15 protein-coding genes are annotated in these 22117 nt (G+C 59.0%); 7 read left to right on the forward strand and 8 right to left on the reverse strand.

Translation table 11 applies throughout. The features are described from left to right. Positions 1–142 precede the first annotated feature (142 nt). The 3 genes from Pan181_RS26880 to Pan181_RS18545 form a co-directional block, all read right to left on the reverse strand. The gene (locus tag Pan181_RS26880) at positions 143–1753 is read right to left on the reverse strand and encodes a methyl-accepting chemotaxis protein (RefSeq protein WP_315861132.1); all 1611 of its coding nucleotides are present in this window, start codon (positions 1751–1753) and stop codon (positions 143–145) included. Between the two features lie 65 nt (positions 1754–1818). Further along, a complete protein-coding gene (locus Pan181_RS18540; protein WP_197528498.1) occupies positions 1819–2379 on the reverse strand; it encodes a chemotaxis protein CheW in 561 nt (186 codons plus the stop codon). A 566-nt stretch (positions 2380–2945) separates the two neighbouring features. Further along, complete coding sequence (locus Pan181_RS18545; protein ID WP_231943636.1) at positions 2946–4139, reverse strand: TolC family protein; 1194 nt, start codon at positions 4137–4139, stop codon at positions 2946–2948. 496 nt (positions 4140–4635) lie between these two features. Here Pan181_RS18545 and Pan181_RS18550 point away from each other — a divergent pair, with 496 nt between their 5' ends. The 5 genes from Pan181_RS18550 (at position 4636) to Pan181_RS18570 (ending at position 10631) form a co-directional block, all read left to right on the forward strand. Then, entirely contained in the window at positions 4636–6189 is a 1554-nt protein-coding gene (locus tag Pan181_RS18550; RefSeq protein ID WP_145248957.1) for a tetratricopeptide repeat protein, read from the forward strand. Positions 6190–6441: 252 nt separating this feature from the next. After that, entirely contained in the window at positions 6442–7299 is an 858-nt protein-coding gene (locus tag Pan181_RS18555) for a succinate dehydrogenase cytochrome b558 subunit (RefSeq protein WP_145248959.1), read from the forward strand. Positions 7300–7305: 6 nt separating this feature from the next. After that, positions 7306–9288 (forward strand): succinate dehydrogenase flavoprotein subunit, encoded by a 1983-nt coding sequence (gene sdhA / locus Pan181_RS18560; protein WP_145248961.1) that lies wholly within the window; start codon positions 7306–7308, stop codon positions 9286–9288. A gap of 93 nt (positions 9289–9381) precedes the next feature. Next, positions 9382–10224: a succinate dehydrogenase iron-sulfur subunit gene (sdhB, locus tag Pan181_RS18565; RefSeq protein ID WP_145248963.1), complete on the forward strand. Its 843-nt coding sequence runs from the start codon at positions 9382–9384 to the stop codon at positions 10222–10224. A 92-nt stretch (positions 10225–10316) separates the two neighbouring features. Then, on the forward strand, positions 10317–10631 hold the full coding sequence (locus Pan181_RS18570; RefSeq protein ID WP_145248964.1) for a hypothetical protein: 315 nt from the start codon (positions 10317–10319) through the stop codon (positions 10629–10631). Between the two features lie 31 nt (positions 10632–10662). Here Pan181_RS18570 and smc read toward each other — a convergent pair whose 3' ends face one another. From smc to Pan181_RS18595, 5 genes are all read right to left on the reverse strand, one after another. Continuing rightward, the gene (gene smc / locus Pan181_RS18575) at positions 10663–14262 is read right to left on the reverse strand and encodes a chromosome segregation protein SMC (RefSeq protein ID WP_145248966.1); all 3600 of its coding nucleotides are present in this window, start codon (positions 14260–14262) and stop codon (positions 10663–10665) included. Positions 14263–14322: 60 nt separating this feature from the next. Next, positions 14323–16071: a flagellar basal body P-ring protein FlgI gene (locus Pan181_RS18580; RefSeq protein WP_231943637.1), complete on the reverse strand. Its 1749-nt coding sequence runs from the start codon at positions 16069–16071 to the stop codon at positions 14323–14325. A gap of 229 nt (positions 16072–16300) precedes the next feature. Next, on the reverse strand, positions 16301–16537 hold the full coding sequence (gene yidD / locus Pan181_RS18585; RefSeq protein ID WP_261342237.1) for a membrane protein insertion efficiency factor YidD: 237 nt from the start codon (positions 16535–16537) through the stop codon (positions 16301–16303). Beyond that, on the reverse strand, positions 16534–16884 hold the full coding sequence (rnpA, locus tag Pan181_RS18590) for a ribonuclease P protein component (protein ID WP_197528500.1): 351 nt from the start codon (positions 16882–16884) through the stop codon (positions 16534–16536). Before rnpA ends, yidD begins: the two co-directional genes overlap by 4 nt. Before the next feature lie 150 nt (positions 16885–17034). Continuing rightward, on the reverse strand, positions 17035–19752 hold the full coding sequence (locus Pan181_RS18595) for a hypothetical protein (RefSeq protein ID WP_145248972.1): 2718 nt from the start codon (positions 19750–19752) through the stop codon (positions 17035–17037). A gap of 366 nt (positions 19753–20118) precedes the next feature. Between Pan181_RS18595 and Pan181_RS18600 the strand changes: the two genes are divergently transcribed. Both Pan181_RS18600 and Pan181_RS18605 read left to right on the forward strand, forming a co-directional pair. Beyond that, positions 20119–20400, forward strand: coding sequence for a transcriptional regulator (locus Pan181_RS18600; RefSeq protein WP_145248974.1), 282 nt, complete (start codon positions 20119–20121; stop codon positions 20398–20400). A gap of 233 nt (positions 20401–20633) precedes the next feature. Then, positions 20634–22088 (forward strand): protein kinase domain-containing protein, encoded by a 1455-nt coding sequence (locus Pan181_RS18605; RefSeq protein ID WP_197528501.1) that lies wholly within the window; start codon positions 20634–20636, stop codon positions 22086–22088. Positions 22089–22117: the final 29 nt, after the last annotated feature.

The raw sequence follows: 22117 nt of genomic DNA on the forward strand, positions 1-22117 counted from the left end.
CAATTGATCCACCGCAGCACCTGTCTTTTCGTGCAAAGCCACTGGCTGCTGGGCAGCACTGGATGCCTGCTGGTTCTAAGGTCTCAAACAAAAAAACCCCAGGCGACGAAGTGCGCCGCCTGGGGGAATTGACTCGCATCCATTAAAACTCTTCGAACGCGCCGTAGTCGGCTCCCACGCCTACCAGTTCCATGTCGTCTACGTGATCGACCACTGGTGTGCGTTCGATCGGCCTGGTAACGGCTGGGCGGGGCTTTCTGCGATGCTCGGAGATGGGGGCTCGCTTTGGCGACTTCGCCGAGACCGTCGCTATAGGCATCGCGGCATCCGTCGGTTCGTTCTTGCTAAGATTGAACTGCGAGACCACGGTCTGAAGAAGTTGCGATTGGTTCAACAGCGACGATGCCGTGCAACTCATCTCTTCCGTTTGAGAAGCGTTGTCTTGAGTCACGTGGTCGATCTGCGTGATCGCTTTGTTGATCTGCTCGATACCGGCGGTCTGTTCGCTGCTGGCTGCGGCGATTTCCGCAACGATATCGGTCACTCGCTTGACGCTCGTCACGATGTCGCTCAGAGTCTCGCCCGACTTGTTGACCAGTTCGGACCCCGCTTTCACTTTGTCGACAGAGTCTTCGATCAACCTTTTGATCTCCCGAGCGGCTGTGCCGGAACGTTGGGCCAAGCTGCGAACCTCGTCAGCGACGACGGCAAACCCGCGTCCCTGCTCCCCAGCCCTGGCGGCTTCGACCGCGGCGTTCAAGGCAAGCAGGTTGGTTTGGAAGGCAATCTCGTCGATCGTGGTAATGATGTCTGCGATCTTGCGAGACGAATCGCTGATTTCCTGCATCGCTTGCACGGCGTGGGAGACGACTTCGCCCCCCTGCTCGGCCGTTTTTCGCGAGCTATTAGCCAGCTGATTCGCCTGCTCGGCATTGTCGGCATTCTGCCGCACGGTCGCGGTGATTTGCTCGAGGCTCGCGGCGGTTTCCTCCAAACTCGAAGCCGACTCTTGCGTGCCCGAACTGAGCGTATCCGAAGCTCCTGAGAGCTGCTGTGCTGCTGAAGCGACCGAAGTGGAGATCGTTTCGACCTTGCGAATGGCACCGCTAAACCAACGCGAAATCCATGCCGCCATCGCCAAACCAGCGATGCAGTTCACAACGAGCACGATACTGATCACGATCAATGCAGAAGTGTAAGCGGCAATACCCGCACTTGCTTCGGAGTTGCAACCATCGCGATTGAATGCGAGTACTTCGTTGATGGCGTCTTCTAGATCCATACGAGCTGCAAACAACCCTCCCAACAACAACTCTTTCGCTTGGCTCTTGCCCCCTTCATCCAAGAAGGTGATCATCCGATCGCTTTCGCCAAGATACTTAGTTAAGCGACTCCCGATTGCATCAACATTCTTTTGCTCCTCGTCCGACGAGCACAGTTCGCTCAGTTCTTCATAACTGGCATTCAGTTTCTGGGCACACTCGTCCAGCGCTTTCTTGCACGTGGTGATTTCTTCATCGGTCTCCACCATGCACAGTTTGAACGTGTAGACCCGATGGTTCGAGGTGTTCGTGCTTAGCAGATTCGCCTGCGCACGAGAGGGAATCCATTTATAAGTCAGTGCTTCTACGTTGGCGTTGAGTGTCGATAGCTTGGAGATGGCTACCAACCCCATGACAATCATCAGTATCAGCAGCGAGGAGAATGCAGCAAATAGCTTTGCCCCCACGCTTAGTTGTTTGAACCAGGCCATTGAAACAAATACTTTCTGCGTCTATCGACGCGTTTGGTTTATCAAATGATGAATAAGATTTCGCATTAAGCAGCAACGACAGCACAATCGAAGTCCTGTTTCTCGAACACTCGCTCCGCATCCAACAGCAGCACGATCCGGTCGTCCATCTTTCCCAAACCAGTAATGCATGACTGTTCTTTTGTGGACGCCAAGTCGGGGGGAGCGGCAATCGAATCCGTAGCGATGTTCAATACATCCGACACGGTGTCGACGACCAATCCGCCGACTCGCCCATTTACATTCACCACGATGATGCAGGTGAATTGGTCGTATGGTTTTTCAGGCATCGAGAAACGAGCGCGCAGATCGATCACAGGAACAACGGTTCCACGAAGGTTAACCACTCCGCACAGATAGTGCGGGGCATTGGGAATAGGAGTGACTTTGGTGTGTCCTTTGATCTCCTGGACCCAAAGAATCTCTATTCCGTACTGCTCTTCTTGGAGCGTGAAAGTTAGATACTGCGTGCTATCGTCTGTGCGGCCCAAACCCTCAATGGGTTGGTATTCTTCAGACACGAACAGAGTCCCCTCAATGGTGGCAGAAAGTGGGCGCAAGAACGGGGATCCAACGCGGCCGTCCACCTACCGGGCCGGGTCGGCATCCAATCGCTCTTTGTCTTGATTCAGAAGTTCCCGCAACCAATCGTTGCGGCACAAAACCGTAGGTTTGAATTACCACCCAGTCAATGCGCTTTTGCTAGATGCATTACACTACGACTAAACAGAGCACATCTCCATCAGTACTCCCCCCTACACAGAGGGGCACCACCGCTACGCCTGGTCACGACATCCGACACAGTCGTTGTTCACGCCACTCGTGCTCCCCCAGATCGGTGAATTGTTGATCGATGAGCTTGTGGCGAGGGAAGTTCCGGACACGCCGGGGCGGAGCAGGAACTCTTGGAAGGGTGAGATGAGCAGCCCCCCCGAGAATCAACGTGGCGACGAGTAAGGGGAATTCGTTATCGAGAAGGTCCGACGATCACGCGCGCTACCCAACCACCCCTTGGATGGGTGGCTTATGACTGCACCACTTCTACCACCAGAAGCCGAACGTAGAGATAGAGTGCGCGCAGGCGGTCACCTCATCGCGGCGTCATCCTATTCAGCAGAGCATTAGCATGGCCGGGGCGACGGCTAGCGCGCGATCATTCTGTCGGTTCGCCCAGCAAGAAACCGTTTAGCAGCTGCACACTGCGGTTCACTTCGCCCAGGCTGCCGAGGTAATCGAGATTCGACTCGAAGTAGGTTCGCTGCACGGTGAGCAGCTCCAGATAGTTCGACTCGCCCGCCTGATAGCTTTCGCGGGTGAGCGACAGGTTCTCTTCGGCCCGCTGCAGGATGCCCCCTCGATACGCATCGGCCTGGGCCTTGGCGGCCGAGTACTGGCGGAGCTTCTCGGCCAACTGGCTGGTGAGCTGCAGCTCGTACGCTTCGAGCCGGCGCTGCGCGGCGGTCAGCTCGTTGCGAGCCTTGGCGATGCCACCCTGGTTACGATTCCAGATCGGAATCGGCATGCCGACTTGGATGCCAGTCACGGTGTCTTCGGTCGAGTCGTCGTACTGAACCGACACTTGGGCGCTGACGTCGGAGATTGGCTCGGCACACGCCCGGGCCACGGCCGCCCGCGCCCGCTCGACATCCATCATCAACGCAGCCAGCTCGGGACTCCCCTCGAGCAACATTTGCCGCGAGGTATCCCAGTCGTACGCCCAGCCGAGCGATTCGAGATCGGCCTGCACGTCGCGACGCGCTGTGGTCGGTTGCCCCATGGCCACGGCCAGCTCGCGCCAGGCAGCGTCGCGATTCGCTTCGGCCTGGCGAAGCTTCACCAGGATGCGATCCGATTCAATCTGGGCCTGCAGGACGTCGAGCCGGCGGGCTTCTTTGGCGTCGAACAGGTCGCTCACGGTCTTGGCCGCTTGCTTGCTGACGTCGACCAGCCCGGTGGTCAGATCGACCTGGCGCTGCGTGAGCAGCACTTTGTACAAGGCAATCCGCACGCGAGTGCGAACGCGCAGCATCTCGGCGGTGAGCTGCTGCTCGAGCACGTGCACTTGCTGCGAGGCCACCTGACGGTTGAGCTGCAGTTTGTTGCCACGGATAAACTGCTGCCCGACGTACAGACCTTGCTGGCCCGCGTTGCCTTCGTTGCCGACTTCCGAAGCGGTGTAGCCAGCCGTAGGATTCGGCGCGAGCCCCACCTGCAAGCATTCGCCTCGGGCAGCGCGGATCATGGCCTGCTGCTCGGCAATGGCCGGGTGCGACGCAATCGCAATCGATTCGGCCTCTTCCAACGTGAGCGGCTGCGGAGCATCGAGCATGGCCGGGGGACCGGACACCTCGGTGGGCATTTCGAGCGGTTGCCCCAGAGCATTCGAGGCGATAAGCAAAGCGCATAAAACTGTCAAACAACTGCGCACGGTGTTCCCTCCCTGGAATTCGTGGATGCGTGTTACCCCTTTCGGATCGACTGGCTTCCAGAATCAAACAAAGCTCCCTGCGCCCGCATAGGTTGCCAAATGCCAGCTGGTAGATAGCATCGGAAAACCGTGAACTTTGGCGGTGTTACCCGCGTATTCGTATCTACCGTACTATTTTAGCTAGCAATCCTCTGGAGCGGCTCAAATCTCGCTGACGCTCTCCCTAGGGTATTGCACGATACATACCACAGGTGCCATTGCGCACCCGATAACCCTGCGTAACTCCATGCCCCCCGAGAGCCGATGTTTCGGGGGTTCGTGAACGATTCATAGCTCCGCCGACTGGCTGGGTCGCGCCCAGCCATCCTGCCCCACCAAACACACACACGGCGAATCCACTTCAAGGTGACTAAACATGGCTAAGACGCAATTCCTGCACTTGTCCCGTATCCTGGCAACGATCGCAGCCAGTTTGTTACTGATGAGCACGGTCGCTCAGGCACAGGATGGCTTGCAGGACGCCGTGGACTCGGCGATCTCCGAAGGTTACGACGCCTTGGAGCAAGAGAATTACGAAGGGGCCCGTGACGCCTTTACCGAAGCGATTGCTGCTTCAAACATCGACCCACGACCTTACATTGGTCGCGCCCGTGCTTTCGCCGCCCTGGAACTTCCTCAGGACGCGATGAAAGACTTCAAGCAGGCGATGGACTTCACCAACGGTTCTTCGGAACAACTGAAGGCCCTGCGAGCCGAAACTCAATACTATCGCGGGTTAATGTACATGGACCTGGGCAACCAGTTCATCGGCACCGCCCTGCCCGACCTACAAGCCGCTTACGAAGCCGACCGCTCGAACCTTGAGTATTCGTTTGCCCTCGGTAAGGCGTATGCGTTGTCGGCCCAATTCGCGCCTGGTGCTGCTCAGCAGGCGGAACCATTGCTTACCGAGTACCTGGAAGCAAATCCTGACGACGCTGAAGCGCTTCGCCTGCGCGGCACCGCGTACGCGGGCATGAGCAAGATCGAGGAAGCCACGGCCGATCTCGAGAAAGCCATTTCGCTTGATCCTGACGATCACTTGAGTTACGTGACGTTGGCGACCATCTACATCGCCGACGAAGACTTTGGTCCCGCCATCGATAACTTAGAGACCGCGATCGAAAAGTACGTGCCGGAAGAAGGCATGGAAGACATTCCGTTCGCCCAAGCCTACCTGACGCTGGCTTTGGTATACGAAGAAAAAGGCAAAGCGGAAACCGATACCGCAGAAGCCGAAAAGGCTTACCTCGGTAGCATTGAAACTTGCGATACCTTGCTTGGCCTGCTGCCCGAGACCGAGAACTTCGACGCCACGCGTGCGGCCACTTACTTCCGCCAAGGCGTGAATCATCGGTTGCTCAAAGAGTACGGCAAAGCGATCAAAGCATTCACCGATGCGATCGACCTGAACCCCGAAATGGGCGAGGCCTATTTTCGTCGCGCGATCTGCTTCGCCAAGATGGGCGAGAACAACCTGGCACTGCGCGACCTGACCGACACCGAAACCCTCAACTACGGCGACGCCCGCGCTTACCTGTGGGAAGGCATGGTCTACGCCCAGATGGGTGAGTATCGCGAAGCAATTCGTTCGTACAACAAAGCCATCTCCTATAGCAATCGCTATCTCGATGCGTACCTGAATCGGGCGCACGCTTACTTTCAACTTGGCGATTACGTTTCGGCGATCGAAAGCTTCAACGAGTGCATCCGCCTGCAACCTTCCGGGGCGGTATACTACTTCAAGCGTGGACTTTGCCAACAGAACCTTGGCGAGAACGCCAACGCTATCCAATCGTACACCAATGCCATTCAGGTGGATGAGCAGTACGTGGATGCCTACGATCTGCTGATCCCAGCCCTCGAGCAACAAGGACAGGCAGAGCTGGCGAATCGCTATCGCGAGAAGCGGGCGAGCATTACCCAGTAGTGCGACAATAAACACTACGGAAGGTTTCAAAAATCGTGGCTAGCAACCCGCTCGAATCGCGCCGAAACAGGCGCTTCGTATTCGTGCAACTGTCGCTTGGATGAGGCCCCCTCACCTTGCGGCGCGAGCCCTTGGCTCTATACTAGCCTGTACACGAGTTGTGCTAACTCGCGATCTGGGTAACTCCAAAGCATCGTCTGGCAAAGTTACCTGTCGCGGACACGTCTGGCATTAAACCCACGAGGTGCTACGGTGGCTGCAACTGAGCCGTCGTTCTTAGTTCGTCACGAATTTCTGATTCGTCGACTTCATTCGCTGACCGGTATCTTCTTCGGCGGCTTCGTTTGTTTCCATTTATTGGTAAACGCAAGCGTGCTGGGAGGTCCTGGAGCGTTCCAGAACATGGTCCACTTTATCCACATGCCTGGCAGCATCCTGCCGCTCGTGGAATGGACCCTGCTCTTCGCGCCGATCTTGTTCCACATGATCGTCGGTCTGGGAATGACCATGGGCATGCTGCCCAATAATAAGAACTACCCCTACGAAGCAAACTGGCGGTACACGGTACAACGCATCACCGCGCTCTACCTGTTCTTCTTCATCCTGTACCATGTGTTCCACATGCATGGCTGGTTCCATTTCGACGCCTGGCTGCACTTGGCCGAGCGATGGGGCGGACACGTCTTCTCGCCCTACAATGCATCGTCTACCTTGAGCATGGCACTTAGCAATACGCTGATCGCCCTGCTCTACGCCCTCGGCGTGCTGTCGGCTGCCTTCCACTTCTTCAACGGCATCTGGACCGCAGGCATCACCTGGGGTATCTGGACCCGCCCCGAAGCTCAGGCCCGCGCCTTGAAGGTCTGCCTGGGTGCGTTCGTGGTGCTATCGGTTGTTGGCCTGGGAGCCATCTGGGGTGCCCGCCAAATCGATCCGGTAGAAGCCCTGCAAGTGGAAGATCGCATGTACGAGGCCAAAGTCGAAGACGGCCTGATTCCTGCGAACGAGCACAAGCGGTACGAAGGCGAGCTGCGGGAGGAAGCGGAAACGCTGAGCCTTCCGAGCGTGGAAGTGGGCGAGTCGGAACCAACCTCAACGAGCGGAGAGTAAACCAAAATGGCCAAGCAACGTGTCCTCGTCGTAGGTGGTGGTCTTGCCGGTCTGGCAGCCGCCATGAAACTTGCCGAGCTGGACATTGCCGTCGACCTGCTTAGCCTGGTGCCGGTAAAACGCTCGCACAGCGCCTGTGCCCAAGGCGGTATCAACAGTGTGAACGACACCACTCGCCAGCTCGGCGACAGTGAGTATCTGCACTTCGACGATACCGTTTACGGTGGCGACTTCCTGCAGCATCAGCCGCCAGTGAAGGAAATGGCCGACTGGGCCCCACGGATCATCGACCTGATGGACCGCCTGGGCGTGCCGTTCAACCGCACCGTGGAAGGCTATCGCGATCAACGCCGGTTCGGTGGTACGCTCTTCAAACGAACCGCTTTTGCCGGGGCGACCACCGGTCAGCAGCTGCTCTACGCCCTGGACGAACAGGTGCGTCGCTGCCATGCCGAAGGTAAGGTCGAAATCTACGAAGGTTGGGACTACCTGGGACCGATCGTCGACGACGAAGGTCGCTGCCGTGGAGCGACGGCCCAAAACCTGGTGACCATGGAAATTCGGGCGTTCCCAGCCGACTCGGTGGTGCTTGCCACCGGTGGTTGTGGTTTGCTGTTTGGCCGTAGCACGATGAGCATGGCCTGCACCGGTAGCGCTGCCAGCCGTAGCGTGCAGTACGGTGCGAAGTACGCCAATGGCGAGTTCATTCAGGTGCATCCCACCGCGATTCCCGGTGCCGACAAGCTTCGCTTGATGAGCGAAAGTGCCCGCGGCGAAGGTGGCCGCGTATGGGTTCCACGCACTCCTCAAGACTCGCGTCTTCCCCGCGACATTCCCGAAGAAGAGCGTTACTACTTCCTCGAAGAGCGGTATCCTAAGTACGGCAACTTGGTGCCTCGCGATATCGCGACCCGCGAGATCTTCAATGTCTGCGTGAATGAAGGCCTGAGCGTCGAAGGCGACAAGCAGTGCGTCTACCTCGACCTGACCCACATTCCGCGGGAAGAACTCGACCGCAAACTCGGCGGTATCCTTCACATCTACGAGAAGTTCCAAGGCGTCGACCCCCGCGACCAGCCGATGAAGATCTTTCCCGCGGTGCACTACTCGATGGGCGGTCTGTGGGCCGACTACGAGCGTACCGCTGCGGGTGGATTGAATCCCACGTCGCCGCGTAACCACGTGACCAACATCCCTGGTCTCTACGCCATCGGCGAATGCGATTACCAGTACCACGGCGGTAACCGCCTGGGTGCCAACTCGCTGCTGTCGTGCATCTTCACCGGCCTGTTTGTCGGCCCCTGCATCGCGACCGACCTCGCCTCGCTGGGTGCTTCGGCCGGCGATGAGCAGTTCGACTTGCTGATGCGTGCGGAGCGTTCCAAGAAGGAAATGGAACACAAGCAACTGCTCGACCGCCCCGCCGGCGGCGAGAATCCTTACGTCATCCACCAAGAGCTTGGTCAGGAAATGACCAAGGCCGCCACGGTGGTACGTCGCAACGATCAACTGCAATCCGCGGTCGACAAGATCTACGAACTGCACGAACGGGCAAGGAACTGCTCGCTGTCGGACACCGGCACCTGGACCAACCAGAACGTGATGTTCACCAAGAGCTTGCTCGACATGTTCCCGCTGGCGAAGGCCCTGCTCCAAGGAGCCCTGGCTCGCGACGAATGCCGCGGTGCCCACTACAAGCCCGAGTTCGACATGCCCGGCATCGAGTCGGAAGACCCAGCCGAGCGTCGTCAACAAGCCGAAGCCTGGTGCGACAAGTTCGACGCCAAGAACAAGAAGTGGCTGAAGTCGACGATTGCCACCTTCGATTCGAAGGGCGATCCGACACTGAGCTATGAAGATGTCGATACCTCGCTCATTCCGCCCCGTCCACGCCTGTACGGCATCGTCGGTGGCGACATTATCGAACAGGTTTGGAAGGAACGCCAGCAAAAAGCCTCGCAAGCCGAACCGGCTGGGGCCTCGAGCTAAGGTCCGCCCCGATTAAGCTTGGCGGCTACCATACCGCGTCCTACAATTTCCTATACACGCCCAAGATTACGCCAATTGTCCTGAAGGCTCGCCATGACAGCTTCCGCCACCCAGCGGCAATCATTCGACGTCCGCATTCTCCGCCAGGCCGGTCCCGGTCAGCAGAGCTACTGGGAAACGTTTCGTATTCCCTACGAGCCCAACCTGAACGTCATTAGCGTGCTGCAAAAAATTGCCACGATGGCTCGCACCGCCGAAGGCAAAGAAACCACGCCAGTCGCCTGGGACTGCAACTGCCTGGAAGAAGTCTGCGGCGCCTGCACCATGGTGATCAACGGCCGCGTTCGGCAGTCGTGCTCGGCCCTGGTCGACCGCTTGCTCGAAGAGCATGATGGCGAAATCGAGCTGCAACCAATGACCAAGTTCCCCGTGGTTCGCGACCTGATGGTCGACCGCGGTCGCATGTTCCGTGCTCTGGAACGCGTGAAAGCCTGGGTGCCTGTCGACGATTACTACGATCGCGGTGCAGGTCCCAAGGAATCTCAAGAGTCGCAAGAACAACGCTATCCCCTGTCGGAATGCATGACTTGCGGTTGCTGCGTGGAAGCCTGCCCCCAATACCTGAAGGTCGAAGCGACTCGCCGTCCAAACGAATCGATCGAAGAGCACGAGGCACGCCAGACCGAAGCCGAACAAGGCAAGTTCCTGGGAGCCGCTCCCATCAGCCAGGCGATACTGTTCAACGATCACACAACTGGCGGCATGATTTCCGACCAGCGTCTGGAAGCGTTGACCTCGGCCGGCGGCATCCAGGTCTGCGGCAACTCGCAAAACTGCGTGTCGGTCTGCCCCAAAGAAATCCCGCTGACCACCTCGATCGCTCGTGCCGGCCGCCAGGCTACTTGGTACAGCTTCAAGACAATCTTCGATCGCTAAGCGACTTTGGTGCGTACACTATCGTAGAGCGAGGGCTACTCCGTAGCTTTGACCTAGCCGATAGTGAAAACCACATTTCCCTTAGCGACCGCATGCACGACAGCACCCCCCGGCAATCGACCGAGTTGCTCATCGGCAACGAACCACGCCGCACCACGCGACTGCATGTCGCGGTGTCCATTATGGGTGCGGTGCTAGTCTCGCTATTACTGGTGAACTTGGTCGCGTACGCCTCGCCCGAGACTGCCTCGCAGCTATCGGGAAACTCCAAAGCAAGTAACTACCGCTGCACGACGGGCGGATGCTGCTCGTCCTTTACCCCGGTCGGCATGCCAGAGTCTTGCTTTCTGGACCCAGCCACCGCACCACCCGCCAGGCCGGTGGACGACACCGCACCTGCTCAGTAGGTCGCTCGCGGCGACACCTGCAGGTCTGAGTCTAGGCCGCTTTCCGATCCGAAGCGGCCGGTTTAGCAGTCGGCTTAATGAACCCGTCGTCGGTCACGTCGTCGAACCGTACGGAGACCTGCTTCGAGATACCAGATTCTTGCATCGTGACCCCGTAAATGGTGTCCGCTCCGGTCATCGTCTTCTTCGAGTGACTCACCACCACGAACTGCGTCGACGACAGGAAGTCGGACAACACACCAACGAACCTGCCGATGTTCGCTTCGTCGAGCGCGGCGTCGACTTCGTCGAGAATGCAGAACGGGCTCGGCTTGCTGCGGAACATTGCCAGCAGCAAGGCCACGCAGGTCATGGTCTTCTCGCCACCCGAGAGCAGCGAAATAGTACGCGTGTCTTTGCCAGGCGGGCAGGCTCGGATCTCGACACCGCATTCCAGCGCGTCGTCCCCTTCGGCATCCTCCAGCAGAATGTCGGCCTCACCGCCACCGAACAGCCGGCGGAACAACTCCTTGAAGTGCCCGCGAACCGTTTCGACCGTGGAGAGGAACAGCTGACGGCTTTCGCTGTTCAGCTTCGACATCAGCCGCTCCAGGCTGGCCTTGGCTTGCGACAGGTCGTTGTACTGGGCCGAGATCGACTCGAACCGCGATTCAATCTCTTCCAGTTCTTCTAGCGCATCGACGTTCACCGCTCCGATGCGATGGAGCCCGTCGCGGATCTGGTTGATCTCTGTCTCGATCTGCTTGCGATCGATCGCGGGCCGCTCGGCGGGAGCCTGTGCAGCCACGGTCGGCAGGTCGATCTCGTAATCTTCTTGCAAGCGGTCTACCAAGGCTTGTCGCTGATGTTCGAGCTTGGCCAGGGTGACCTCCAACTGCGATCGGCGGGCTTGCGATTCGTCGATCTGCCGCCGGGCAGCTTGCAGCTTCTTGTTCAGCTCGTCGCGTTGTTCGCTAATCTCTTTGCGCTTTACTTGGTGCAGTTCTCGCTGCGGCAACAACTCCTGCAACTGGGTGTTCAGCTCCGCGAGCTCCGCTTCCAACCGCTCGCGTTCGCCGCCGAGATTCTGGAGCCTGGTCTGCAAGGTTTCCGCATGCTTGCTCAGCTCCTCCAAAACTTCGCTCGTCGCCCGTCTCTCGGTCGCGTGTTGCAGCGAGGTTCGTAGCATCTCCACTTTGCTTCCCAGCTTGGCCAGTTCGAGCTGCTGCTGGTTTTCCTTCTCCACCAACTCCTTGCGAACTCGCGAGGCCTCGTCGAGCCGGGCGGAAAAGTCTTCGCGGAGCGTCGCCAGGCGGGCGCACTGCTCTTCGAGCGTGACAATCGCCGCGCGGGTGCGTTCGATCTCTTGGTCCAACGATTCGGTTTGGGCCGCTTGCGACTCGACAAAGCTCCCAGCCTCTGCGGCTCGCTTGACGTTCACTTCGCGCTGCGTTTGCAGCACGGCAAGACGTTCGCGAGTCGCTGCCAGATGCTGAATCGCCTGACGATTATTCTCAAACGCGTCGGAGGATTGCTGCTGAATGCTGGTGATGGTCGCTTCCAGCTCCCGCTGCTGTTTGGCCAACTGATCGACGTCAGTTTTCAGCTCGACCGCTTGGGCTCTCAGCTGCTCGATGTTTTGCCGACGAGTTAGCGACGTCCGCGCTTCGTCGCGCAGGCCAGCAACGATGGTGCCATCGGCCCCGACTACATCGCCATCGGCGGTCACGAAATTCAGTCCGGTCTCCATGCCGCTCAGTCGATGGGCGGTAGCGAGCGAATCGACCAGCCAGGTGCGGCCAAGCAACCGGCGAATCAATGGTTGATAGGGAGCCTCGCTATCGACAAACTGATCGGCCCGTCCCCACACGCCCGGTTCGTCGGAGAGATCGAGCTGGTCGATAGCAGCCGGAGGCGATCGCCAGTCGAGCCGCATCATCCTCGCTCCAGGGGGAAGCTCCCCAGCGTGGTCGAGCAGGTTCACCGATGAAGGTACCAGCACGTACTCGGCCAGCGCTCCGAGCGCCGCCTCGATGATGGGAGCGGTATCGACATCCACGTGCAGCACGTCGGCAACCAACTGCGGACGAATACCGAACGTTTGCGAAACAAACTCTCGCACCTGCTGACTCGTCGCTTGCTGCTGACGATCGATCTCGCCGATGAGTTCGATGCGATGCTTGCAGGCGACCAGCTCCGACTCGGCCCGCTGATGTTCGCGACGCACTTCGTCCAGGCGTCTCTGGCTGGCTGCCAAACGGTCGCGCGACTGAGAGAGCTCCGCTTCACTGGAGTTCGACTCATGCTCTGCGCCAGAGTGCTTGGTGGTGAGTTCTTCGATCTCCTGATTTAGCTTTTCCAACTGCTCGCGCAAATCGGCCAGCTCGGCAATCAAACGAGCGACTTGCTCCTTCTGAGCTTGCTGTCGATCGATGTTCGACTCGAGCTTTTGGCTCATCAAATTGCGGCGATTCTCAGTCGCGGCGTGACGCTCGGCGATGTCCTGAGCTTGAATTTCCAAACGCTCCACCAGCGTGGTTTGCTCGTGCAGACGCTGGCTAGTATCGGCCAACACGCGGCTGTTTTCGTCGTAGTCGCTCTCGGCGACTTCCAATTTGGCCGCCAACGAATCGCGATCGGCCCCATCCGTGGCCGGCGTCGCTTCGGCCGCGCGGCGCTGCTCTTCGAGCGATTTCAGGTTGGCTTCGAGGTCCTGCTTGCGGCCATCAAAGCCGTTGAGTGTCGCCTGGCAACTGGCGATGCGTTCGCGAAGCGTGGTAACTTGCTCGTCGCAAGCATCGTAGGCCGCTTGGGCGTTGGCCAGTGACTCAGCCAGTTTCGGCAACTGGTTATCAGCCTCCTCCATCCACTCTCGACGGGCTGTGTCGTCGGTCTGGAAGTTGCCCAGCTCGCCGGCCACGTTATCGATGCGTTCCGATAGCCGAAACCAGTCGGCAATGCCGATCTCGGTGCGGAGCTCCTTGAGTCGCTTCACTCCTTCGCGATAACGCTGCGCCTTACCCGCCTGCATGCGGATGCTTCGCAGCCGACTCTCGACCTCGTCGACGATGTCCGACAGTCGCAGCAGGTTCTGTTCGACTCGCGCTAACCGGCGAGCAGCGTCCTGACGTTTGGCGCGAAAGCGACTGATGCCGGCGGCTTCTTCAAAAATCGCCCGGCGATCCCGTGGCGACGCTTGCAGCAGCGCATCGACCTTGCCTTGCTCGATGATGCTATAAGCTTCGGTGCCGATACCGGTGCCAGCCAGGAGGTCGCGAATGTCGCGCCGCCGACAGGCCGATCCGTTGATCAGGTACTCCCCTTCCCCGCTGCGATACACCCGGCGGGTGATCGCCACCTCGCGGCCCAGGCGTTCGCCGCCGTAGTTGCCATCGCGGTTGTCGAGTACCAAAGTGACTTCCGCCATGTTCAACGGGCTGCGACTGCCAGACCCGTTGAAGATCACGTCGGTCATCTCCGATCCACGTAGGCTTTTGGCACTTTGTGAACCGAGCACCCACTTAATTGAGTCGACTACGTTCGACTTGCCCGAACCATTCGGCCCCACGACGACCGTAATGCCCTCGTGGAACTCGAATCGCGTCTTGTCCGCGAAGCTCTTAAAGCCAACAAGTTCGAGCGCTTTGAGCATCGGAACGGAACATTCGGGAACATAGGTAGCAAAGCGGGACGGTCGCAGGCGTCCAGAAGTTTACGACTTGTACTTAAACAGATCGGGCAGCGGTGTGGCCAGATCAAAATGCGAGCCTTCTTCGACTTCGCCTTGATCGTCCCCTTCACCATCGCGTTGATATTCGCGACCTGGCTTGGGCAACGCGTCGACGCGGAGTCGCGAATCGAGAGCACCACACTTCTTGGCGGCTTGCAGCACCTGCACCACGTCGGGGTAAGTGCCTTCGAGTTCGACGATGGTGCGAATCAGCTCGTCGATTTCGGGCTCAATCACCCGTCGTTCTGGTTCGCTACCCCGCTTCAAGCGGCTGATGACCAGCTGATTGTTGCGAGTACCGTTGACGATAAGCCCCGAACCAGCTTCCACCAACAATGGCAGCTTCAGCGGTGGTTGCTCACCAAACAGTACGATTTCAGGACGCAGGCTGTTGGTCACGTGTACCATCGGAGGACCTTGCACGCTGTTCAGGCGGTGGTAGCTAAACGAACCATTCATGTCGAAGCCAGCAATCGCTGGGTCATGAGGATTCATCGCCCACAGCGAGCGGAAGGCGCCATAACGCGTTTCAGCGCTATCGGCCGACAGCAGGCTATACAGTGCGTTGAATGCTTCGAGATCGTCCATCGCACTCAATGCAGCCATGGCATTGATGCGGAACGCGGGCTCGTCGCGAGCGACTTGCGCCAGCACTTCCACGGCCGAGGTGTCGTCGAGGTAGGCCAAGGCTTCGGCGGCGTAGAATCGTACTTCGGTGTCGCTCGAGGCCATGCCTTTTTGCAGTAGTTCGATCGCTTGCGCGTCGCCCAAGGCTTCGAGTTGCAGCGCCGCTTTGGCAGCGGTAAGCGGGTCGAGTATTTGCTCGGCCAATACTAGCACGCGTTGCTGCTGCTGGTTGCCAGTTTCGTTCACGGCAATACTCTGCAGCACGCGAACGTAGCGGCCAATGTTGTCTTTGTACCGAGGGTGGACCGAGATCTCGACGTACTCGTCGTTCTTCGGATCTGCAACGCCTCGCTTGTGACCTTCGATTCGAGTGTGGAAGCGAAGGTTGATACTTTTCGCAAGGCGTGTTGCCATTTGCACCGACTTGTACCGGTCGTCGATCACGAGTCCCATCGGGCGCGACTTCACCGCGACACCGCCACCGAGCACACGACCGCGCGTGGCGTAGGGTTCGTCCTCTTCGCCAGTAGCACTGGGGTCGACCAGAATGGCACCCTCGGCAACACCGAGAATGTGGCCCGAACGAATCTGCTGACCGAGCACGGCCAGTTCGGTCATGCGCGCCGACAACAACCAACCGCCACGAAGGCTGGTGGTTTCGCTACGTGTGGGGGTTCGCACTTCGACGTCGAAGCGATCGCCTTCCTGAATGCCGGGACGCAAGAAACCTCGCACGAGCACCAGCGACGTGCTAGTCGACGCGAGCAACTGCTCCGCATGTTGAATGTTGTGACGGTTGATTTCGGCCATTAACGCTGCCCGCTGAGGAGTGGGAGCGGGATCTTCGCCGGTGCCGTCGAGTCCGGTCACCAACGAGATGGCTTCGATCTTCACGTAGTCCATGCCAGAGGGATGCGTGTACTTTCCAACCAGATCGGGCGCTTCGTCCGATAGGTCTTCGAGTGTTTTGGTTTCCTTCTCACGGCCAGGCAAACCAATGTAACTCATGCAGCCCACCGACATACTGATCCCAAGCAAGCAAACCACCAACAGTGGTTCTGGACCAGAGAAGATTCGTTGCGATAAGCGTTCCCGTCGCATCATGCTGGGGTGCTCCATCCGGCAACCGTGCCGGCGTAATAAGGATGCTAACTCGTCGAAGCTCGCGTTGCGCTTCCTGCGCGTAGAACTTCAACGCAAATATAAAATTCGACGGCGGAGATTACCTAGAGTAGAAGATGCGGTCAAGGCGATCCGGCAACTTTGGCAAAGTATTTGCTCGTGTCTGCTAGCACTTGTGCTCTGAACACGAGCTTCGCACGCCACTGCAATCTCACGGAGGATCGTAGCCACCAGGGTTCCAAGGATGACAGCGGGCGATACGTTTCACTCCCCGCCAACTGCCGCGTAGAGGGCCATACTTGCGGACTGATTGGATGAAATACTCGCTGCAAGTCGGCTGAAACCGACAGTTTTTGCCTAGCAGTGGGCTAATACCGAGCTGATAGAAACGGACCATGCCGATCAGAATCATCGAAGGCAGCTGTGCTAGCAAGCGAAGAAATTTCACGATCGCTTCCTCTTCGGAGGTCGGCGACTTGTGAGCTTAGCCAACGATTGCTGAAGCTCCTCGAGGGTCGGAACCGCCTTGGCTCGGGGCAAACAAACGAGATCGACGTTGGGCAGTTCGTGCTGCGTGAGCCGAAAGGCCTCGCGAAGCAGTCGCTTCCAGCGATTCCGCGCGACCGCGTTGCCCACCTTTCGCGACACCACCAATCCCAAGCGAGGATGCTTGCACTCGTTCGGCGCGACATACACCACGAGTCGCTCGTCGGCGCGACTTCGCCGCACGGCAAAGACTCGGTCGAAATCGTCCTTCTGGAGCAGGCGGTGGGTTTTCGGAAAGGTGTGGGCCAAGGTTTCGCTACGCGAAAAGGTAAAACGTGAGGGTTTAGGAGGCCCACCCATTCTAAAACGATTGGCCCGCTGCCCGCTACGGAGCCGCTAGCACAGGGAGCCATACCACCTACCAGCAATGGAGCGGAAAGAGACTTCCAAAACAGTGCTTTACTGACGTGGCGGGGCAGTAAACGACTGGTTTGCGGTGCGACGGGGCACCGAAATCGGCCGCACCATCACCGCGTCGATATCGGCCAAAGCTCCCCCCTGCACTGCCAGGTGCAGCTGTACGCTGCTCGTCTGATTCACGGTGCGAACCATCCGGAACGGTTGCCATCCCGCGGTGGTCGGCACTCGCAATGCCAGCTCCTGTCCGCCAAGGGTGTCTTGAATCAACAGTTTGCCGTTTGCCTCGGCCGAGCCCACCACTCGAATCCAACCAGTGATCTCCACGACGCTGCCCGCTTGCAGAGGAACTCGCGGAGAGGTTACCCATACAACCGACGGAGGATCGTCGTCGCTGGTAAACATGGCCTGACTCGTTGGTTTAGCAACCAACCGCAAGCAGGCGCGACCATGCTGGGGATCACGCGGCGAGAACTCCACCGCGGTGTCGTGCTGCGAATCCGCGTAGTCGGTGTGGACCCACCCGGCCGATTGCGTTGAGGCGAGGTCTTCAAAATCACCGCCGACAAGCAGATTCTGCCCACGAACCAGGCTGGCAAGCGCCGGCTGCAGCGCCTGATGCGTGGGGAGTAGTCGCAGGTCGTACTCCGTGGGAATACTGGCAAAACCGGTGGTCGCGGTAACGTACTTGAACAGTTGCTGGCGAGCTTCCGCGGTTTGATCGCTGGAGGTTTGGGCCAACTCAATCGCATAAGCGTACTTGCGTGAGGCTAGCAGTTGATCGCACTGCTCAAGTCGCTGGCGAACCGCGGCCACGCGCCCAGCGAGGGCCTTCGCCTGCGGGTTGAGCAACTGTTGCATTACGGTTTCGAGCTCCATGACGTCGGCCATGGCCAGCGTGCGTGCTGCCTGAGCAGCCTGAGGAGCTTCGTTGCCGAGTCGGCGTTCGATCTGGGCCAAGGTCAGCGAGTCGTCGGTCAACACCACCCAGCGAGGCGAAGCGATACGAGTAAGTGGCACTTGAAAGCCGCCGGTTACTCGCTCGCCGCGCAGCGGGACCAACCCCGCAGGCGTCAATAAATGGGCTTTGGAGTTCTCCGGCACGCCGGCCACGACGAGCACCGGCGAGGTGCTAGCTGGTTGCTGCGATGGCGGCTCGCCCGGCAGAAAAACCAGCCGCGAGCGACCGAGCTGCCAGGCAATCGACTTTTGGTTCGAACTTCGTAGTTCAGCGCCGGCGATGCGCTTGCCGGTAACCAGCCATGGCTCGGCCAGCATGAGCTCGCGATTGAGCAGCCGCAGTTGCTCGCAGAGCCGCCTGGCTTCCGGCGAACTGCTCGCCAGTCGGCCAGGAGTACGCACCAGCAGCCCGCGATGCCCAGCTGCCATGGTTGCCAGCAGCGCCTGACGGATTTGCCATGGCTCGTGCCACCCCAAGTAGCGGGCGCTAGGTGCCAGCAGTTCGGCTTGTTCGCGAGCAGCGTCGCTCCACCCCAGCGAAACGGCCACCCACGGAGAGCAGCCAAGCACAGGGGCAAGCTTTTCAACGTCGCCAACATTGGCGTCGCCCGCCAAATCGATCTTACGCGGACGGACCAGCACGTCGGTCAGCTGGGCGAAACGTCGGGGACGATCGCTGGCTCCCACCACAATTGGCCGCCGCAAGGGATCAGCCCGTCGTACGGCTTCGCACTGCGAAGTCAGTTGATCGAGTGAAAGTGCCGTGTTTTCCAGTCCGAGCGACCAGGCGAGCACGGTTTGCCAAATCGAATTCGGGGCGATCTCGACCAGTCGATCGAGCTCAGGGGGAGGACAGACCACCCAGAGCTTCGCCTCGCGGGCGGCCCGCAATTGGGCTTCGGTGGCGGGGCTTGCGAGGTAGACCGTGTTGAATCCCAACTCGGCCAACTCGGAAAACGACTCGCCATGGTACTCAATCGCCCGAGGTACCAGCGGCTCGCCAGCCACAGAAATGGTAGTGCCGTGCCGGCGGACTTCGACCGGATCGAACGTAATCGGTTCGCTCTGCTGGTTGCCAGGAGCACTAAGCATGGGGCCATCGTTTTGCGGTGCCGAGAGCAAAGGACCCGCTGCGGCAATGCCAGGCTGCGTGAGCACGCCGACCACCTGCATTTGGTCGACTTCCACCAAGGTCTCGCCCGAGCCCCCTGGCACCACAAGCACCACGCGATCGACATAGGCTTCACGGTCGTCGACCTGGACGTTGGGGTTGGTACTCAGGAACCGGGCCTGGCGCGTAGCCAGTTTGGGCACACTATCGAGCCGTAGTCGCTGCCATTGACCAGCATTGGAGTACCGCTGCCCAACCACGGTGGTTCGCAGCGGCTGGCCGGTTTCGGAATCAATATTTCGCGGAAAAACCACCTCGGCAGCCAGCTGGACCGCGGCTCGGTTGGAGCGCATTACGACTTCGATCGCCAGTTCGTCGAGCACCGGCAAGTGCTCGACCTGGTGTTTCAGATGAGCGCCGTAACCCGGAGCGATTGTCATCACCACCCGCTCGACCGACGCTGGTTTCTGCGAATTCGAGAGCTGCGTGCGGAGCTGAGCTACCTGGCGAACATTGGGAGCCGGCTCGAGCTTCCAGGAGACCATGGGGCCGTCGAAGCCTTCGTCGACCACGACGTCGGCCGCGTGGAGCCTGGGCCCGCTGAGAATGAGCCCTACGAGAACCGCCAATACCGCGCAGCAGCCAGCCGAGCGGCGAAGCCGCCCGCAACAGGGCACTGGCTCGAGCATCGACCAATCCATACTCAGTTCTGACGGTGACCGTCGGGCGTTCGGTATCGGGGGCCAGGGGTGGGGCAACTTGCGCGTATGCGCAATCCCAAGTGTCCCCGCGCGGTTGCAAAAACGCCACAACGATTTCTAAGGGGCTACATCGACGTAAGTCCAGCTTGTAGCAAGGTTTCCGCCACAACCCCAGATCAGTTTGATGCTTTTCTCCATCATCGGCACGAATGTAAGATTGCCGATGCCAACCTGTTGATTGCACGTAAGTTGTTTGTGTATAATCGGTTGCGGGCGGTCCGAGGGACCGTGGCGATCAGTTGTGGCGCGCGGCATGCATTAGTACCGAGCATCCCCCAACCCTGGAGTTTGAAGATGCCCGAACTTACGCCGAATGCCACCACTGCTAGCGAAGAAGTCCCCGCCGATGTCCGCCAACTTGCGGAGTTCATCCACGGTTTGCCAGATCACTATTCGGAACAGATTCTACCGGTGCTTGACCGCGTGCTGGAAAGCACCAAGCGTCGTCGTCGGATCCTGACGCTGGTACAAGATGCCTTGGGCCAACTCCGGCTTGATATGAAGTACTTGATGTTCGACCTCGAGGCCACCCGCCGCGAGCGAGATACATACAAGGAGCAGTTGGAGAACGAATAATCACGGAACAGGTGATCAACACGAGCTCGCGGGTAGTCCCGCGAGCGTAGTGATTGTCCTCCTCGGCAGTTGGTCGTGGGTCCTTTCTAGCGACCGCGACCGATTAGCCACCCCCGATGCGGAAGGGAACTAGGGTATTCCCTTTTGCGAATGTTTGAGTGACCTTTCAGTGCTAAGCCGCGCGGACGCTGCCCACCCGCACCGCCTTGGCAATGGACGAAGATTTTCGCGCTATGTCCACCGTTACAACTGCGGATGATCTGGAACGGCGCGCCATGGAGGTGGGCATTCTCGACCATCGCCAATTACAAGTGGTTCGAGGAGAGCTAGGCACCCGTTCGCCCGACCTGGCTACCATGTCGCAAGAGTTGCTGCGCCGCAACTTACTTACCCAGTACCAGCTCGAACGGTTAGTCAAAGGCTTACAGTCGGGCTTCTTCTACGGCAAGTACAAGGTGCTGTATTGCGTCGGCGCGGGATCGTTCGCCCGCGTGTTTCGCGCAGTGCACGTCGATACCAACGAGGTGTTTGCCGTAAAGGTGCTCCGCAACCGGTGCATCACCGAATACGCCGACTCGTTCCGTCGCGAAGGGGAACTCGGCGCTTCGCTGAAACATCCCAACATTGTCCCGATTCACGAAGTCTATTCCAAACGCGATGTGCACTACATTGTGATGGACTTCATCGAAGGACGGAATCTGCGTGAATTCACTCGGGTGCGTCGCGTGTTTGCGCCGCTCGAAGCGGCCAAAATCCTCGACGGCATGCTGGCTGGGCTCAACTACGCCTTCCAGCAAGGTGTGTCGCACCGCGACTTGAAGATGTCGAACGTGCTTGTCTCAAGCGAAGGCGAGTCGAAACTGCTTGACTTCGGTCTGGCGGCGATCGAAAGCGACGTCGCTGGCGATACCGGCGTGAAACGTACCGTGGAGTATGCCGCCCTCGAGCGCGCAACCGGAGTGCGTAAAGACGATGCCCGTAGCGATATCTTCTTCGCCGGGTGCATTTTCTACCATATGCTAAGTGGTCGCTCGCCGATGCCTGAGGGTCGTGATCGGGCAAAGCAGTTGAGTAAAGAAACCTTCCAGAACATTCCTCCCATCGCCAGCGTTGCCCCGAAGGTGCCGCCGACGTTTGCCAAGGTGATTAACCGGGCGATAGAGTTCGATCCCGAAAAGCGGTATCAGACTCCGCTCGAAATGCTCACCGATCTGAAGATTGCTGCCAAGCGTCTAGCCGAGCGTGGTGCAACCCAGAGTGTGAAGAACGAACTGGCGAGCAACGAAGGCCATAACGAACAAGGCGAGCCACGCCGGTTGATGGTGGTGGAGTCGAACGTAAAGATGCAGGACGTACTCCGCAATCTTTTCAAGCAACATGGCTATCGCGTGCTCGTGGCCAGCGATCCCGAGCGGGCGATCGATCGCTTCTACACCGACTCCGACGCCGCTGAGGTGGTACTGTTCAGTAGCGGTCATAATGGCCGCGCAACGCTCGAGGCATTCAACCGCTTCGCCACCGAATCTGGCACCCGCGATATTCCAGCCATTCTCTTGCTGGATGAGGCACACGCTACGTGGGAGCCAGAAGCCAACGTCAGCGATCACCGATTGACGATCACGATGCCGATCAAGCAGCGTGAATTGCGTCAGGCAGTTCGCAAAGTGCTAAGCCGACAAGCGGTGTAAACGCCAGTTCGGCCTTTGCAAACCTGCAG

The organism is Aeoliella mucimassa (genome assembly GCF_007748035.1).
Taxonomy (GTDB): domain Bacteria; phylum Planctomycetota; class Planctomycetia; order Pirellulales; family Lacipirellulaceae; genus Aeoliella; species Aeoliella mucimassa.

Coding starts and splice junctions, on each gene's coding strand:
- Pan181_RS26880 (WP_315861132.1), bottom strand. CDS start 1,753: ATGGCCTGGTTCAAACAACTAAGCGTGGGGGCAAAGCTATTTGCTGCA.
- Pan181_RS18550 (WP_145248957.1), top strand. CDS start 4,636: ATGGCTAAGACGCAATTCCTGCACTTGTCCCGTATCCTGGCAACGATC.
- sdhA (WP_145248961.1), top strand. CDS start 7,306: ATGGCCAAGCAACGTGTCCTCGTCGTAGGTGGTGGTCTTGCCGGTCTG.
- sdhB (WP_145248963.1), top strand. CDS start 9,382: ATGACAGCTTCCGCCACCCAGCGGCAATCATTCGACGTCCGCATTCTC.
- Pan181_RS18570 (WP_145248964.1), top strand. CDS start 10,317: ATGCACGACAGCACCCCCCGGCAATCGACCGAGTTGCTCATCGGCAAC.
- smc (WP_145248966.1), bottom strand. CDS start 14,262: ATGCTCAAAGCGCTCGAACTTGTTGGCTTTAAGAGCTTCGCGGACAAG.
- Pan181_RS18580 (WP_231943637.1), bottom strand. CDS start 16,071: ATGATGCGACGGGAACGCTTATCGCAACGAATCTTCTCTGGTCCAGAA.
- Pan181_RS18595 (WP_145248972.1), bottom strand. CDS start 19,752: ATGCTCGAGCCAGTGCCCTGTTGCGGGCGGCTTCGCCGCTCGGCTGGC.
- Pan181_RS18600 (WP_145248974.1), top strand. CDS start 20,119: ATGCCCGAACTTACGCCGAATGCCACCACTGCTAGCGAAGAAGTCCCC.
- Pan181_RS18605 (WP_197528501.1), top strand. CDS start 20,634: ATGTCCACCGTTACAACTGCGGATGATCTGGAACGGCGCGCCATGGAG.